Below are 14,658 nucleotides of genomic sequence, written 5' to 3' on the forward strand. Positions count from 1 at the left end.
GAGCCGCAGTGGTTAGCCTTGAGGGATGACGACTCCCGACATCACGCTGAATTCCGGAACCACGATCCCGCAGCTCGGCCTGGGAGTGTGGCAGGCCGACAACGAGGAAACCGAGAGCGCAGTCCGATTCGCGCTCGACGAGGCCGGATACCGGCACATCGACACGGCAGCCGCGTACGGCAACGAAGAAGGCGTCGGTCGGGGTCTCGCCTCGTCGTCCGTCCCGCGTGAGGACATCTTCCTCACGACGAAGCTCTGGAATTCCGACCAAGGCTACGACCGGGCGCTGGCAGCGTTCGACGAGAGCCTCACCCGTCTGGGCACCGACTACGTGGATCTGTACCTCATCCACTGGCCGTTGCAGGACAACGACCGGCTGCTGCGCACCTGGGAGGCGCTCGAGAAGATCGCCGAATCGGGTAAGGCGAAAGCAATCGGTGTGTGCAACTTCGAGCCGCATCATCTCCAGTTGCTCGTCGACCGCGGCGGCATGCTTCCCGCGGTCGATCAGGTGGAACTCCACCCGCATCTCCCCCAGCACGAAATCCGCACCTTCGCATCCGAGCACGACATCGCCGTCGAATCGTGGAGCCCGCTCGGCGGCACCAGCAACGCCGGCTGGGGCCCGCTCTCGAAGCCGAACACCCTTCTCACCGACCCGATCATCACGCGGATCGCGGACCGGCACAGCGTGTCGCCGGCGCAGGTGCTCATCCGCTGGCACCTGCAGAACGGGCTCATCGTCATCCCGAAGTCGGTCCACAACGATCGCATCGCCCAGAACATCGACGTGTTCGATTTCGAACTCGACGACCTCGATCTGAGCGAGATCGCGACGCTCGACGACGGTGTCCGGGTCGGGATGCATCCGGACGAGATGAACATGGGTGCTCCTGCCTGATCCCTTCCCTTCACGGAGTAGAACGTGTTCTCATTGCTGCACGCGTTCCACGTCGGAGAGGCAGCGATGAGCGACACGACCACCCATTCGATCCTGGGAACTCCGGTCGAGATGCCGGTACAGGTCCGGACCGCGACCGCATTCATGGGCGTGTTCTCGGTTCCTGCGGCACGTGCGCAAGCCCTGATCGCCCCCACGGGCCTCGATATCCTCCGGTACCGGCCGGGTCGAGGACTGTGCACGCTGGTGTTCGTCGACTACGTCGACGGTGATCTCGGGCCGTACAACGAGTTCGGAGTCTGCTTTCTCGTCCGCGATCACGAGCGAGCCGGTGGGGGCGTGGTGCAGGACGTACGGCAGTTGGTGACCGGCGGTGCCGGCGCGCTGATCCATCGTCTGCCCGTGGACGGAGAGTTCACGCTCGCGGCCGGTCGCGGCATATGGGGTTTCCCGAAGACCTTGGCCGACTTCGACGCCGATCACCGGGGCAACATCAAGCGAGGTTCGGTGAGCGCCGACGGAGCGCTCATCGCGAAGCTGACCGTCGCGCCCGGGATCGGGCTTCCCGGCAAGGGGATCGCCGCCTCTCTCGCCGCCTACTCCCACCTCGACGGGACGACGCGACGCACCACCTGGTCGATGAATCCCAGTGGGGTGCGCACCCGGCCGGGAGGGGCCACACTCGAACTCGGATCGCATCCCATCGCGGACGAACTGCGGTCGCTCGGCCTGCCTCGTCGCGCGCTCGTCACCTCGTCCATTCCGGATCTGAAGATGACGTTCGGGGACGCCACCCGGGTGACTTCGTAGACCCCCGCCCTTCCGGGACCCCGCCCTTCCGGGACCCCGCCCTTCCGGGACCCCCGCCTTTCTGGAACCGCTGCCTTCCTAGAGCACGACTCCGTCCCCGGCGCCCTGGAGTCCGCGGAGACGGCGCACGGCGTCGTCGAGGTGCTCGTCGAGCATGCGGTGCACATGGTCGGCCGGCGCCGACCGGATGGCGGTGCGCAACACGACGTGCTCGTCGACCTGCTCGCCGAGGACGGGATAGGTGGTCTGCAGCGCACCCAGGCACATGCGGGTCTCGACCAGAAGGGTGCGCGCCGCCCGGATGAGCCGCGGGCTCGAAGAACTCGCCACCAGTATTTCGTGGAAGCGCTGATCGCCGTCGGACACACCGGCCGGGTCGTCGCGCTCGGCGGCAGCGCGCATCGCGTCGACCGCGGGGCCGAGATCGTGCCACGCCTGCTCCCGGCGGCCTTCGAGGATCAGGTCGAGGGCGCCACCCTCGATGACCCGGCGGCTGCGGTAGATGTCGACGACGTCGTCGAAAGTCAGTTCCGTGACGAAGATTCCGCGATTCCGGATGCTGTAGAGCAGCCCCTCCGAGAGCAAGCGCTGCATCGCTTCGCGAAGCGGTCCACGCGACACTGCGAAATGCGTCGCGAGTTCGGCTTCCCCCAATTGGGTGCCCGGTGCAAGCGCGCCCTTGACGATGGCGGACCGAAGCTGTTCCGCGATGAGTTCCGCTGTCGACGGTCGCGCGACAGGCCGGAGATCGTCGAGATCACCGAGCGCCATGATCGATACCTTCCTCGAACAAAGTGCCCAGTTCCGGGCGTATCACTGTACATCCGGCCAGTCGCAAGCCCTGCCACAGCGTGACCTGATTTGCGGTGAGAACCGGTTTCCCGACGTGCTTTTCGAGTTCTCGGAGAATGCGCAGGGTATGCATCGCGGTATCGGGGACGAGGACCGCGTCGGCATCCGGATGGTCACCGGCCGCAGCGAGGTCCAGCACGTCGTCCGCGGAGAGCGTGCCCACCTCAGCGGCTGTGTCGATCCCCGCGACACCGAACGACACCACGTCACTCCCTGTCGCGGTGAGAAACTCGACGAACAGCGCGCCGACGTCGCGGGGGTAGCTCGCGGCCACCGCGACGCGCGTCGAACCCAGAGCCGTCAATGCCTCGACGAACGCGAAGCTCGTACTCGATGCGGGCACGCCCCCGGCCGCGACAGACAGGTCGTCGACTTGCGTGCGCGCACCCTCCAGCCCGTAGACGAAACTGCCCGATGTGCACGCCCACATCACCGAATCCGGATTTTCCGGTGCCAAGAGGGCGGCACCGGCCGCGAGTTTCCGCGGACCGCCCAGGTCGAGCAACTCGGGTACCGCGTGCAGGTCGGTGCCGTAGATATGCGCGACGGGCAAAGCGGCGCCTACGAGTTCCGCGGCGAACACGAAGTCGTCTTCTGCGGCATGGCCGGGATAGATGATTCCCACCTTCGCGGAACGGTCCTGCTGCATCAGAAAACTCCTCTCAGCCATTTCCCCGGTCCGGTCATCGGTAATCTCATCCGCCCGAGACATGCCCAGATGGTGAGCTGGTTCGCTGTGAGCACGGGCTTGCCGAGTTCTTGCTCGAGCGGGGCGATGAGGTCATAGGTGGGCAAATTGGTGCAGCTGACGAAGATCGCTTCGGAATCGGGACTGTCCGCGGCGATGATTCGCTCGGCGATGGTGCGGTAGTTGACTTTCCAGATGCCGCCGCCGAGTCCCAGGTGAGTCGACCGGACGACCTCGGTTCCGGCTTCGGCGAGAAAGCTGTGCAGGAGTTTGGTCAGTTGCTCGTCGTACGGGGTGATCACCGAGATCCGCGTGAGCTCGAGGTCGTGCAGTGCTTCGAGTAGCGCCCCGGACGTGGTGACCGCGCAGGCGGCGCCGGCCTCGCAGATGGCGTCACACAAGGTCTTCTCGTAGCCGATACCTTTGATGAAGCTGCCGGAGGTGCACAGATAGGCGACCACTTCCGGTTCCACGTGCAGCACGTCGCGGGTAGCGGTGACGAGGTGTCTTCGCTCCGAAACCAATTCGGCCATTTCCAGACTGACCGGGACCGGTTCGTAGGGTGTCCGCGCCAGGTGCAGACTCACCTCGAGCGGTGCCCAGCGCCATAGTTCGCGCTCGAGAGCGAGATCGAAAGGCGCGATGATGCCAACTCCGCGCTGTGCCAGAGGCCCCTCGAATTCGGGGATGTCCAGTTCCATGCAGTCCCCCGAACGACGTCCATTCCGGCAATCCCCCGGCAGGTAAGATTGTTGACAATCATACGATGCGCTCATACGGTGTCAACGTGAACGCGAACCCGGTCGTGGCAGTGCTTCATGCCGAAGCCCTGCCCTCCGCGGTGCGGATGGCTCCGGTCGCCGAGCACGCGACCCTTCGCTACACGAAGCGCGAAGGACTGGCAGGCGCTCTCGACGGCGCCGATGTCCTGTTCGTCTACGACTTCCAGTCCGACGCGCTCCCCGACGCGTGGTACGCGGCGAACGCACTCTCCTGGGTTCACGCGGCCTCGGCCGGTGTCGATCCGCTGATGTTTCCCGAGTTGGTCGACAGCGATGTCACGGTCACCAACTCACGCGGAATCTTCGACGTTCCGATCGCGGAATACGTTCTGGCTCAAATACTGTCGTTCACCAAAGACATCCCGGAATCCCTGCGCCTGCAACGAGACCACACCTGGAGACACCGCGACTCCGAGCGCATCGCCGGCCGCAGCGTCCTGGTTGTGGGCACCGGGCCGATCGGGCGGGCCATCGCGCGACTCCTCACCGCCGTGGGAATGAACGTCAGCGGGTCGGGCCGCCGCAGCAGGACCGGCGACCCGGACTTCGGCACCGTCACCGCAACCGAGGATCTTCCGTCGGCGCTGGCCGCAGCCGACTTCGTCGTACTCGCAGCCCCTCTCACCGACAGCACCCACGGACTGTTCGATGCCGAATTGTTCGGGCACGTGAAGCGCGGTGCACGGTTGATCAACGTCGGTCGCGGTGAACTCGTGCGCACCGACGACCTCGTCGACGCACTCCGCTCGGGCGTGCTCGCGGGCGCCGCGCTCGATGTCGTCGATCCCGAACCGCTACCGCGCGACCACCCCCTGTGGGATCTTCCCGGTGTAGTCGTCACCCCGCACAACGCGGGTGACTTCGTCGGGTGGCAGGACACGCTCGTCGACGCATTCGCCGACAATTTCCGCCGCTGGAGAGCAGGATTGCCACTCGAGAATGTCGTGGACAAGCGACTCGGTTACGTGCCGAGTTCGTGAGGGCCGGTGTGCCCGGGCAGAACCCGGCACACCACCCGGACAAGGAGAACACGATGAACCCGACCGACATGACCGCCGTCGAACTCGTCACCTCGTTCTCCTCCGGTGAGCTGTCGCCGGTCGAAGCCGCACGGGCGGTGTTCGACGAGATCGCCGCACGCGACGGTGAGATCAACGCCTATTGCCTCGTCGACGAAGAGAAGGCCCTCGCTCAGGCGCGGCGTTCCGAGGAGCGCTGGCGCACCGGATATTCCAAGGGTCTCCTGGACGGTGTGCCGATCTCGATCAAAGATGTGTTCCTCACCGCGGGATGGCCGACGTTGCGGGGTTCCCAAGCCGTCGACGAACATCAGCCGTGGCACGTGGACAGCCCGGTGACCGCGAGGCTGCGTGAGGACGGCATGGTGTTCGTCGGCAAGACCACGACGCCCGAAATCGCCTGGAAGGCCGTCACCGATTCCGCGTTGTACGGGATCACCCGCAATCCGGCAGATACGACGAAGACCGCGGGTGGATCGTCGGGCGGGAGCGCCGCGGCGGTCGCAGCCGGATTCGGCCCGTGCTCCGTCGGCACCGACGGCGGCGGGAGCATTCGGATTCCCGCCGCGTTCTGCGGAGTCGTGGGATTCAAACCCACCCACGGACGGATCCCGCTGTTTCCGGCGAGCCCGTTCGGCCCACTCGCCCACGCCGGACCGATCACCCGGACGGTCGAGGACGCGGCGCTGCTCACCGACATCCTGTCGCTTCCCGATCACCGCGATCCCACGGCGCTCGCGCCCCCGATCATGACCTTCAGGGGCGCACTCCAGCGGGAGGTACTGGGCATGGGCGTCGCGTATTCGAAGACCCTCGGATACGTGACGGTCGATCCGGAAGTCGGTGAGATCGTCGACGCGGCGGTGCGAACACTCGACGAGGCCGGACTCCCGGTGACCGAGGCCGATCCCGGTTTCGGCGACCCCCTCGAGGCCTTCGAGATCATGTGGGCCGCGGGCGCGGCCGCAATGCTGGCGTCCTTCCCCGAAGGCACCCGGAACAAGGTCGACCCAGGCCTGGGCGCCGTCTGGGAGCGCGGCGAGCACCTGCGCGCCGTGGACTATCTCGATGCGCGGGCGGTCGCAGCGAGCCTCGGAATCGCGATGGGCCACTTCCACCAGACGCACAACATGCTCCTCACCCCCACGGTGCCGATCACCGCGTTCGACGCGGGTCACGACGTTCCGCCGGGATCCTCGGCAAGCAGTTGGCCGCAATGGACGCCGTTCAGCTACCCCTTCAACCTCACCCAGCAACCGGCGATCAGCATTCCGGTCGGCACGACGGCCGCCGGCCTGCCGGTGGGCCTGCAGATCGTCGGACCACGCCACTCCGACGACCTGCTGCTGGCGGTCGCCCGATTCGCCGAATACGCGCTGAGCTAGTGCGACGTCACGGCGCGAGCACGTAACGGCCGCGCACCCCGCCCGCAGCGACCGCGCGGTGGGCATCGGAGGCCGAATCGAGCGGCACGACGGAATGCACCCGCGCCGGCAGCCCACCCGACGCGGCGCGCACGAGCAGATCACTCAGCCTGGCACCGTCGGGGCGCGTTTCCACGGCCGATACCGAGATTCCGCGCTCGGTGGCCGGAACCGCGTTCGGCTTGACGCCGACGAATCTCCCCCCGTCACGGACCACCTCGAGCGCCCGTTCCTGCAGTGACGCAGCGTCGGCGACCGCGTCCCAGCCCGGCTCTGCGTGCGAAGCGAACCGGACGCCCAGACTCCGCACGAACTCCTCGTCCTCGGGCCGAGCAAGACCTGTTACCTCCCATCCCCGTTCGGGCGCGAGTGCGAGAAGATAGCCGCCCACCGCGCCCGCTGCCCCGGTCACGAGGAGTCGGTGCCCGTCCGCGGGTGCGTCACCGAGCAGGTCGAGCATCTGCACGGCCGCCAACCCGTTGACCGGCACTGTCGATGCCGTGATCAGATCCAGTCCGTCCGGGACGACGGCCAGACCCGCGACCGGTACGACGACTTGTTCGGCATACGTGCCGTAGTCGCGATCGAAGCCGCCCACCATGCCGGCGACACGGGTGCCGATCTCCAGGTCCACACCGGGGCCGGCATCGAGCACCGTGCCGGCGAACTCCCATCCCAGCCCTGTGTATTCGGGCTGGTCGATCAGGCCGATCGTGTGGAAGAACCCGTCCGCGACCCCGAGATCGACCGGATTGACGGGCGCGCCGGCGATCCCGACGCGAACCTGCCCGGGTCCCGGTCGCACGACGGGAACGCTGATGATCTCGATCGAGCCGGGCCCGTTCGGAGTGTGCACCACGGCGGTGCGGAAAGTCGATGTGTTCATCGGTTGCTCCTCGGCACTTGTATCGAATGACCCTCCGCTTCATCATGGGTAGGTAGCTCTCCAAAGGGAAGTACGCACTTCGAAGTGCGTAAGGCACCCGCCGGTAGGAAGGAGCACTCATGCCGACCATGACTGCGGCCCAGAAGCGAGCGCAAGTACAGGCGGAGTACGACGCATTCCTGGCGGAGTGCCCCAGCCGTCAGCTGCTCGCGCGTATCTCGGACAAGTGGGTGGCGTTGATTCTCGCCGCGCTCGGGAGTGACGGGCCCTCCCGCCCCGGCAACGATTGCAGCGGTGAACCACGAGCGATGCGCTACTCGGAACTGTCCCGCAGGCTCGCGGGGGTCAGTCAGAAGATGCTCACGCAGACACTGCGGTCGCTCGAGCGCGACGGCCTGGTGACGCGCACCGTCACCCCGACCGTGCCGGTCACGGTCACATACGAACTCACCGAACTCGGGCTGTCGCTCCACCAGATGATACGCGGGATCAAGGCGTGGGCCGAGGCACACATGGACGAGGTGCTCGCGCACCGCGCACGGTACGACGCGGAGTGACGAGTGACGGGGACCGATCAGTCGCGGGCGAACGTCAGCGTCTCCCCCGCTGCGCCCTCCATCCACAGGTCGTTGCACGCCACCGCGAGGTCGGTCAGGCCCTCCTCGATGGTCGCGAACACGTTGCCCGGCACCCACCCCACATCGCCGTTGAGGAGCAGGTTGTTCCGTCCGTAGAAGAGCGCCAGATCGGTAGCCCCCTGCGCCGCATGCGCTTCCGATCCCGGCTCGTATCCGTATGCGGAGTTCCCGATCTCCCACGGTTCGAAATCGAACAGGCACACGTCTCCGGGGATCGGGGTCACCGTCGGGTTCTCCCGATGCGGAGCACCCGTGATGCGGGGAACGAGGGTGTACACCTCGTTGCGCGCGTACTTGGCATGGAATGCGGATCCGTTCTGCGGCAAAGCGTTCCATACCGCTTCGCAGGTCAGCGGTGCCTCTGTGTCCAGCAGCCGTGCGCGACAGGAGACGCCGCGCTTGTCGAGGGAAATGGTGATGAACCGGGCCACAGGATCTCCTTCGTACGCGGGACAGTTCAGATCTCGGCGAGAACCTCCGACCAGATATCGAGTGCCTCCTCGACCTGTTCTCCGGTCACGACCAGCGGAGGGATCATGCGTACCACGTTCATATAGGCGCCGCAGGTCAACAGCAACAACCCTTTTCGTGCTGCTGCGCGCTGTGCTGCTGTGGCGCCGTCGCGGTCGGGCGCACCGTCGGCATCGGTGAATTCGGATCCCACCATGAGCCCGAGCCCACGAACGTCACCGACGGCGGGTGTCGCCCGCGACTGCGCACCCGCCAGCAACTCGTCTCCACGCAGCGCCGCGTTCGTCACGAGTCCTTCCTTCCGGATCACCTCGAGTGTGGCTACCGCCGCCGCACACGACACCGCGTTGGCACCGTAGGTTCCACCCTGCGATCCCGGCCGGGCACGAGACATGAGTTCCTCGGAGGCCGCGATACCGGACAACGGAAATCCGCTCGCGAGCCCCTTTGCCATCGTGATCACATCCGGGCGCACGTCGAAGTGCTGGTGCCCGAAGAACTTTCCGGTTCGCCCGAATCCCGTCTGGATCTCGTCGAACACGAGGAGGATGCCGTACCTGTCGGCACGCTCCCGCAGGCCCTGGAAGAAGCGAACGTTGCCCGGGACATAGCCGCCCTCGCCGAGCACGGGTTCGACGAAGAATGCCGCCGTTTCGTCGGGTGCGGTGACGGTGGCGAAGAGGAAATCCAATTCTCGGAGCGCGAAATCCGTTGCCTCGTCTTCGCTCCACCCGTACCGGTAGGCGGTGGGGAACGGCGCGACATGCACGCCTCCCATCAACGGGGAGAAGCCTGCGGAGAAGCGGGTGCCCGACGTCGTCATCGATGCGGCGGCGACCGTCCGGCCGTGGAATCCGCCGTGGAAGACGACCACGTTGGGACGGCCTGTCGCCTGCCGTACGAGACGCAGCGCTGCTTCGACAGCCTCGCTGCCGGAGTTCGCAAAGAACAGTGAATCGAGACCTTCGGGTAATACCGGACCCAGTGCCTCGACGAGTTCGAGGAGCGGCCGGTGCATCACGGTCGTGTACTGGCCGTGGATCAGGGTGGCGACCTGCCGCTGCGCCGCCTCGACCACATGCGGATGACAGTGCCCGGTGCCGGTGACACCGATACCGGCAGTGAAGTCGAGGTAGCGACGCCCGTCGCTGCCGTACAGATAACAACCCGACGCGTGGTCCACGGTGACCGGGGTGGCTTGCAGGAGAAGTGGTGACAGTCGTGCCATGAGGGCCCTCCCGGGATGCACCTACCGAATTCGGGCACTTGCTCTTGTCGGATTGTTGACAATATGCATAACATGGGCCCACGCCGAAGGCAACGGCACGCGGGGAGAACCGCACCCGAAGCGGTCCGGCCGAACTCGACCGAGATCGAGCCGGGCCGACCGTCCCGTCCGCGGCAGGCGGCTTCGCCGCGCCCGGGGAGTTTCATCGGTCCGCGAGCAGGGAATGCCCTCAGCGACAACAGCGCCGACCGATGAGGCAATGATGATTACGAACAACGAACTCGATACCCTCGCTCGTGCCACCGCGTACGGTCCGGACGGCACCAAATTAGGAAAAGTAGGCGAGGTATATCTCGACAACAGAACCGGGGAGCCGGGCTGGATCACGGTGGTGACCGGACTGTTCGGTACCCGCCGTCACTTCGTCCCCGTCGACGACGCCACCCTCGACGACTCGGGTGTGCATGTGCCGTTCGGCAAGGACACGGTGACAGGCGCGCCGAACGTCGAGGAGAACGGCGAACTCACGCCCCTCGAAGAAGACGAACTGTACCGCTACTACAGCCGCGCTCACGAGGGCGATTCCGCGTCCACCGACGCACATCGGAACCCGGACGCCGGGCGATCCGGTGATACGGACCGAATCGGTGGCACGGACCGGATCGGTCATTCCGATCGACCGGGTGACACCGGCGGGACGGGCACGCTGCCCCCCGACGCGGCACGCGAAGGCATTGCTGGGAACTACCGCCCGTCGCACGACACCCAGCGCGACGATCCGCTGCAGCACTCGGTCCCCGGTGACACCGCCTCCACCCCGTCGTCCCCCTCGGGCACGGCACGTGGGGTCTCCGAGTCCGGAGACCGGACCACCGGGTCGCCGTCGCAGGGCTTCGGCGATCCGGGATCGTCCGGGCACTCCCACAACCCGACTCCGGGCACCCTGTCCACCCCGACCCCCGGCACGCATTCCATCCCGTCCACGGCGAACACGCACACGGGGTCGGATACGCACACGGGGTCGGATACGCACACAAGTCACCGCGCCCCCGGCAATCTCCCGGGTAACGCGACCCCGGATGCCCGTATCGGCGAGAGTTCCGACACTCACCGTACCGGCACTCCGGACGTCCGCACCGGCGGTGACCGCGACCGGAACAAGGAAGACAAGGGTCACGGCGACGAGCCGCGCAAGCCGCGCCTGGTGAAGCGCGTGGTGACCACGGAGTACTACGAAGAGGATCCGGACGGCTCCACGCAGTCCTGATACCCGCCTGACCGTCGAAACTCCAGACGAAAAAGGGCGCCGGCTCCGGGGTTCGTCCCCGGGTCCGGCGCCCTCTTCTGTGCCCTACAGCCAGGTGTCTTCCGACGCGGTGGTGAGAAACGCTTCGAGATCATCACGCCACGGGGCGGGCACCGTCTTGTCGGGTTCGATGCCGGTGTACTGACCGCGGTAGAAGAGCAACGGACGCTCGGCCTCGTCGCGTACCTCGCTGAGCGACGCGACCCGGCCGAACACCACCCAGTGGTCACCGCCGTCGTGAACGGTCTCGACGGTGCAGTCGATATGAGCGAGTGAACCGGTCAGGATCGGCGAACCCAGATCCGAAGGGCTCCAGTCGATTCCAGCGAACTTGTCGGGTTCGCGAGAGCCGAAGCGCGCACACGTCTCCTGCTGTTCCTCGGCGAGCACATTGACACAGAAGCGGCCCGACCGCTCGATCGCTCCCCACGAGCGGGATTGCTTGGTGGGACAGAACAACACGAGCGGCGGGTCGAGAGACAACGCCGCGAACGACTGGCACGCGAAGCCGACGGGCTCATCGCCGTCCATGGTGGTGATGATCGTGACTCCGGTGCAGAACTGACCTAGAACGGTACGGAACGACTTGGGATCGATCGCACCGCCGGTATCACCGACCGGCACGGTCACGGCTGCATCCCCACCGAGAAATCGTGACCCCAGAGGCTCACCGCGGTGGATTCACGAGCGATCCAGCCCTCGTCCTCCACCTGCAGTCCCTCACAACCGAATTCGACGTCGAAACCGCCCGGCGTCTTCATGTAGAACGACAACATCTTGTCGTTGACATGCCGGCCGAGTGTCGCCGACATCTTGACGTTCTTGCGCAGTGCGCGATCGAGTGCGAGTCCGACGTCGTCGGAGTTCTCCACCTCGAGCATGAGGTGGACGATGCCGCTCGGGGTCGGCATCGGCATGAAGGCGAGGCTGTGGTGGCGCGGGTTGCACCCGAAGAACCGGAGCCACGCCGGATCGCCGTCCGCGGGCCGACCCACGATCTGCGGGGGCAGGCGCATGGAGTCGCGGAGACGGAATCCGAGCACATCGCGGTAGAAGCGCAGCGATTCCTCGTCGTCGCGGGTGGAGAGCACCACGTGACCGAGGCCCTGTTCTCCGGTGACGAACCGGTGACCGTACGGGCTGACGATTCGGCGGTGTTCGAGCGCCGCACCGTGGAACACCTCGAGGGTGTTGTCCGACGGATCCTGGAAGGTGATCAGTTCGACCACACGGCGATCCGCGAGTTGTTCGGCGGTACCTTCCTTGAACGGAACGCCCGCAGCCGAGAGGTTGTCGCGAACCTCCTGGAGTTCGGCAGCATTCGCGGTCTCCCAGCCGGATACGAGGAGTTGATCGGACTCGTGGGGCTCGATGACCAGACGCGCGGGGAAATCGTCCATCCTCAGATACAGCGCGTCGGTGACCGAACCCTTACCCTCGACCATGCCGAGGACCTTGAGTCCGTACTCGCGCCACGCGCCCATATCGGTCGCACCGATGCGAAGGTATGCCAGGGATCGGATACTCATGAATTTTCTCCGTCCGTCAGAAAGTCCACGGTCAGCTTGTTGAATTCGTCGAACTTCTCGAGTTGCGCCCAGTGGCCGCAGCCGCCGAACACGTGCAGTTGCGCGCGGGGAATCATCTTCAGTGCGACCAGCGCGCCGTCGAGCGGGTTGACCCGGTCTTCCCGGCCCCAGATGAGAAGGACGCGCTGGCGCAGCCTGTAGGCGTCGCGCCACAGCATGCCCTTCTCGAACTCTCCGCTGGAGAAGGACTTGCCCATGGCTTTCGCAGCGGCCAGCGATTCCGGTGTGCTCGCGGCAGCGAATCGCTCCTCGACGAGTTCGGGTGTGATCAACGACTGGTCGAACACCATGATCCGCAGGAAGGCTTCGAGGTTCTCGCGGGTGGGCTGGTAGCCGAACTTGCCGAGGTTCTTCACGCCCTCGGTGGGATCGGGCGCGAACAGGTTGACGCTCAGGCCCCCGGGGCCCATCAGCACGAGCCTCCCGGCGCGATCGGGATAGTCGAGTGCGAACCGCACCGCCGCGCCGCCGCCGAGCGAATTGCCCAGCAGGTGCACTCGATCGGTGATGCCGAGGGTGTCGAGCAGATCGGCCAGCGCCGACGCGCTGTGCACGAAGTACTGCGGATGCTCGGTGGGCTTGTCCGAACGTCCGTAGCCCGGCTGGTCGACGGCGATTACGTGGAATCGCCGCGCGAGTACCGGAATGTTCTTGGCGAAGTTCGACCACGAGGACGCGCCCGGGCCACCACCGTGCAGCAACACGATCGTGGTGTCGTGACCGACGCCCGCCTCGTGATAGTGCAGGCGCAGATCGTCGCGCACCTGCGCGAAACGGGAGGTGGACTCGTAGGTGAGCTCTTCTGTTGCAGTCACAGGCGTTCCTAGACCATCGTGTCGGTGAGCGGGAGACCGAACTCGGCGGCGCCGAACATCACGTACGCGCGCTCGGCGTCGTTGGCGGCATGCACCCGGCCGGCGTGGGCGTCGCGCCAGAAACGCTGAATCGGCGTCCCGTTGGCGAGCGCGGTGGCGCCGGAGTTCTCGAAGAGCCGGTCGATAGAGGCGATGGCCCGGCCGGTCGCGCGGACCTGGTCGCGGCGTGCCCGCAGGCGGATCTCCATCGGAACGTCTTCGCCGCGCAGGAGGCACGCGTATTCGTCCGCGACGTTGCCCGAGAGCTGACGCCACGCGGCATCGATGTCGCTCGACGCCTCGGCGATACGGATCTTCGCGAACGGGTCGTCCTTCGCCTTCTCACCCGCGTAGGCGGCGCGCACACGCTTGCCCTGGTGCTCGACGTGCGCGTCGTACGCTCCGTACGCCATGCCGACGATCGGCGCCGAAATGGTTGTGGGATGAATTGTCCCCCAAGGCATCTTGTAGACGGGGGCCGTGTTCTGCTCGAGACCGGGTGAGGCGAGTTCGTTCATCGCCCTGAAGCTCAGGAATCGATGGCGGGGCACCACGACATCCTTGACGACGATGGTGTTCGAACCCGTGCCACGCAGGCCCACCACGTTCCACACGTCGTCGATCTCGTACTCGGATCGCGGGATCAGGAAGCTGCCGAAGTCGACGGGACGCCCGTCCTTGATCACGGGACCGCCGACGACCACCCAGCTCGCATGGTCGCAGCCGGACGACCAGGCCCACGCACCGTTGACCTTGTAACCGCCGTCGACCACTTCGCCCGCGCCCATCGGGGCGTAGGACGAGGAGATCCGGACGTCGGGATCGTCGCCCCATACCTCTTCCTGCGCCTCCTGGCCGAACAACGCCAGGTGCCAATTGTGCACGCCGATGATGCCGGAAACCCACCCGGTGGAACCGCACGCACTCGCGATGTTGCGTACCGCGGTGTAGAAGGTCACCGGGTCTGCTTCGTACCCGCCCCACTGCGCCGGTTGCAGCAACCGGAAGAAGCCGGCTTCCTGAAGTGCCTTGACCGAATCATCCGGGACGCGGCGCAGATCCTCGGCCTCCTGCGCGCGTTCGCGCAGGGTGGGCAGCAGTGCGTCGATCCGCTGCAGTACCTCGTGACTGTCGTGGTCACCCACTGGACGCTCCCGTCTGTTCAGGAATTGATCGCTTGTACCGAGACTAGAACATGTTCCTATTCGTG

The 14,658-nt window shown here is 66.0% G+C and carries 16 protein-coding genes; 6 read left to right on the forward strand and 10 right to left on the reverse strand.

Annotated features, from left to right (window positions below; translation table 11 throughout):
* The first annotated feature begins 25 nt into the window (after window positions 1-25).
* A complete protein-coding gene (locus ACFWBU_RS15615) occupies window positions 26-901 on the forward strand; it encodes an aldo/keto reductase (protein ID WP_169623078.1) in 876 nt (291 codons plus the stop codon).
* Between the two features lie 66 nt (window positions 902-967).
* A complete protein-coding gene (locus ACFWBU_RS15620; RefSeq protein ID WP_169653340.1) occupies window positions 968-1,711 on the forward strand; it encodes an acetoacetate decarboxylase family protein in 744 nt (247 codons plus the stop codon).
* A gap of 78 nt (window positions 1,712-1,789) precedes the next feature.
* Here ACFWBU_RS15620 and ACFWBU_RS15625 read toward each other — a convergent pair whose 3' ends face one another.
* Genes ACFWBU_RS15625 through ACFWBU_RS15635 form a run of 3 tightly spaced genes read right to left on the reverse strand, consistent with a single transcriptional unit; the run spans window position 1,790 to window position 3,952 of the window.
* Window positions 1,790-2,482 carry a GntR family transcriptional regulator gene (locus ACFWBU_RS15625; protein ID WP_169623077.1) on the reverse strand — a complete coding sequence of 231 codons (693 nt, stop codon included), beginning with the start codon at window positions 2,480-2,482 and terminating at the stop codon, window positions 1,790-1,792.
* Complete coding sequence (locus ACFWBU_RS15630) at window positions 2,469-3,212, reverse strand: maleate cis-trans isomerase (protein ID WP_378528686.1); 744 nt, start codon at window positions 3,210-3,212, stop codon at window positions 2,469-2,471. Before ACFWBU_RS15630 ends, ACFWBU_RS15625 begins: the two co-directional genes overlap by 14 nt.
* The gene (locus ACFWBU_RS15635; protein WP_169623075.1) at window positions 3,212-3,952 is read right to left on the reverse strand and encodes an Asp/Glu/hydantoin racemase; all 741 of its coding nucleotides are present in this window, start codon (window positions 3,950-3,952) and stop codon (window positions 3,212-3,214) included. The genes ACFWBU_RS15630 and ACFWBU_RS15635 overlap by 1 nt, the downstream gene beginning before the upstream one ends.
* A gap of 86 nt (window positions 3,953-4,038) precedes the next feature.
* Between ACFWBU_RS15635 and ACFWBU_RS15640 the strand changes: the two genes are divergently transcribed.
* Both ACFWBU_RS15640 and ACFWBU_RS15645 read left to right on the forward strand, forming a co-directional pair.
* Window positions 4,039-5,013: a D-2-hydroxyacid dehydrogenase gene (locus ACFWBU_RS15640; protein WP_378528687.1), complete on the forward strand. Its 975-nt coding sequence runs from the start codon at window positions 4,039-4,041 to the stop codon at window positions 5,011-5,013.
* A gap of 53 nt (window positions 5,014-5,066) precedes the next feature.
* Entirely contained in the window at window positions 5,067-6,437 is a 1,371-nt protein-coding gene (locus ACFWBU_RS15645) for an amidase (RefSeq protein WP_169623074.1), read from the forward strand.
* 7 nt (window positions 6,438-6,444) lie between these two features.
* Here ACFWBU_RS15645 and ACFWBU_RS15650 read toward each other — a convergent pair whose 3' ends face one another.
* Window positions 6,445-7,362, reverse strand: coding sequence for an NADP-dependent oxidoreductase (locus tag ACFWBU_RS15650; RefSeq protein ID WP_378528688.1), 918 nt, complete (start codon window positions 7,360-7,362; stop codon window positions 6,445-6,447).
* Window positions 7,363-7,481: 119 nt separating this feature from the next.
* Here ACFWBU_RS15650 and ACFWBU_RS15655 point away from each other — a divergent pair, with 119 nt between their 5' ends.
* Window positions 7,482-7,919 (forward strand): winged helix-turn-helix transcriptional regulator, encoded by a 438-nt coding sequence (locus ACFWBU_RS15655; protein WP_378528689.1) that lies wholly within the window; start codon window positions 7,482-7,484, stop codon window positions 7,917-7,919.
* 17 nt (window positions 7,920-7,936) lie between these two features.
* On the opposite strand, the gene ACFWBU_RS15660 is transcribed toward ACFWBU_RS15655, so the two are convergent.
* Both ACFWBU_RS15660 and ACFWBU_RS15665 read right to left on the reverse strand, forming a co-directional pair.
* The gene (locus ACFWBU_RS15660; RefSeq protein WP_169623071.1) at window positions 7,937-8,431 is read right to left on the reverse strand and encodes a DUF3830 family protein; all 495 of its coding nucleotides are present in this window, start codon (window positions 8,429-8,431) and stop codon (window positions 7,937-7,939) included.
* Window positions 8,432-8,457: 26 nt separating this feature from the next.
* On the reverse strand, window positions 8,458-9,699 hold the full coding sequence (locus tag ACFWBU_RS15665) for an aspartate aminotransferase family protein (RefSeq protein WP_378528690.1): 1,242 nt from the start codon (window positions 9,697-9,699) through the stop codon (window positions 8,458-8,460).
* Window positions 9,700-9,961: 262 nt separating this feature from the next.
* On the opposite strand from ACFWBU_RS15665, the gene ACFWBU_RS15670 reads away from it, so the two are divergent.
* On the forward strand, window positions 9,962-10,966 hold the full coding sequence (locus tag ACFWBU_RS15670) for a PRC-barrel domain-containing protein (protein ID WP_296549808.1): 1,005 nt from the start codon (window positions 9,962-9,964) through the stop codon (window positions 10,964-10,966).
* Between the two features lie 84 nt (window positions 10,967-11,050).
* Here the strand turns inward: ACFWBU_RS15670 and hsaB are convergent, their stop codons facing one another.
* Genes hsaB through hsaA form a run of 4 tightly spaced genes read right to left on the reverse strand, consistent with a single transcriptional unit; the run spans window position 11,051 to window position 14,593 of the window.
* A complete protein-coding gene (hsaB, locus tag ACFWBU_RS15675; protein WP_169623069.1) occupies window positions 11,051-11,635 on the reverse strand; it encodes a 3-hydroxy-9,10-secoandrosta-1,3,5(10)-triene-9,17-dione monooxygenase reductase subunit in 585 nt (194 codons plus the stop codon).
* Complete coding sequence (gene hsaC, locus ACFWBU_RS15680) at window positions 11,632-12,534, reverse strand: iron-dependent extradiol dioxygenase HsaC (RefSeq protein ID WP_169623068.1); 903 nt, start codon at window positions 12,532-12,534, stop codon at window positions 11,632-11,634. Before hsaC ends, hsaB begins: the two co-directional genes overlap by 4 nt.
* Window positions 12,531-13,409, reverse strand: coding sequence for a 4,5:9,10-diseco-3-hydroxy-5,9,17-trioxoandrosta-1(10),2-diene-4-oate hydrolase (gene hsaD / locus ACFWBU_RS15685; protein WP_378528691.1), 879 nt, complete (start codon window positions 13,407-13,409; stop codon window positions 12,531-12,533). Before hsaD ends, hsaC begins: the two co-directional genes overlap by 4 nt.
* 8 nt (window positions 13,410-13,417) lie before the next feature.
* Window positions 13,418-14,593 carry a 3-hydroxy-9,10-secoandrosta-1,3,5(10)-triene-9,17-dione monooxygenase oxygenase subunit gene (gene hsaA / locus ACFWBU_RS15690; protein WP_169622736.1) on the reverse strand — a complete coding sequence of 392 codons (1,176 nt, stop codon included), beginning with the start codon at window positions 14,591-14,593 and terminating at the stop codon, window positions 13,418-13,420.
* Between the last annotated feature and the right edge of the window lie 65 nt (window positions 14,594-14,658).

The sequence above is a fragment of the Rhodococcus sp. NPDC060084 genome, assembly GCF_042730335.1.
Taxonomy (GTDB): Bacteria; Actinomycetota; Actinomycetes; order Mycobacteriales; family Mycobacteriaceae; genus Rhodococcus.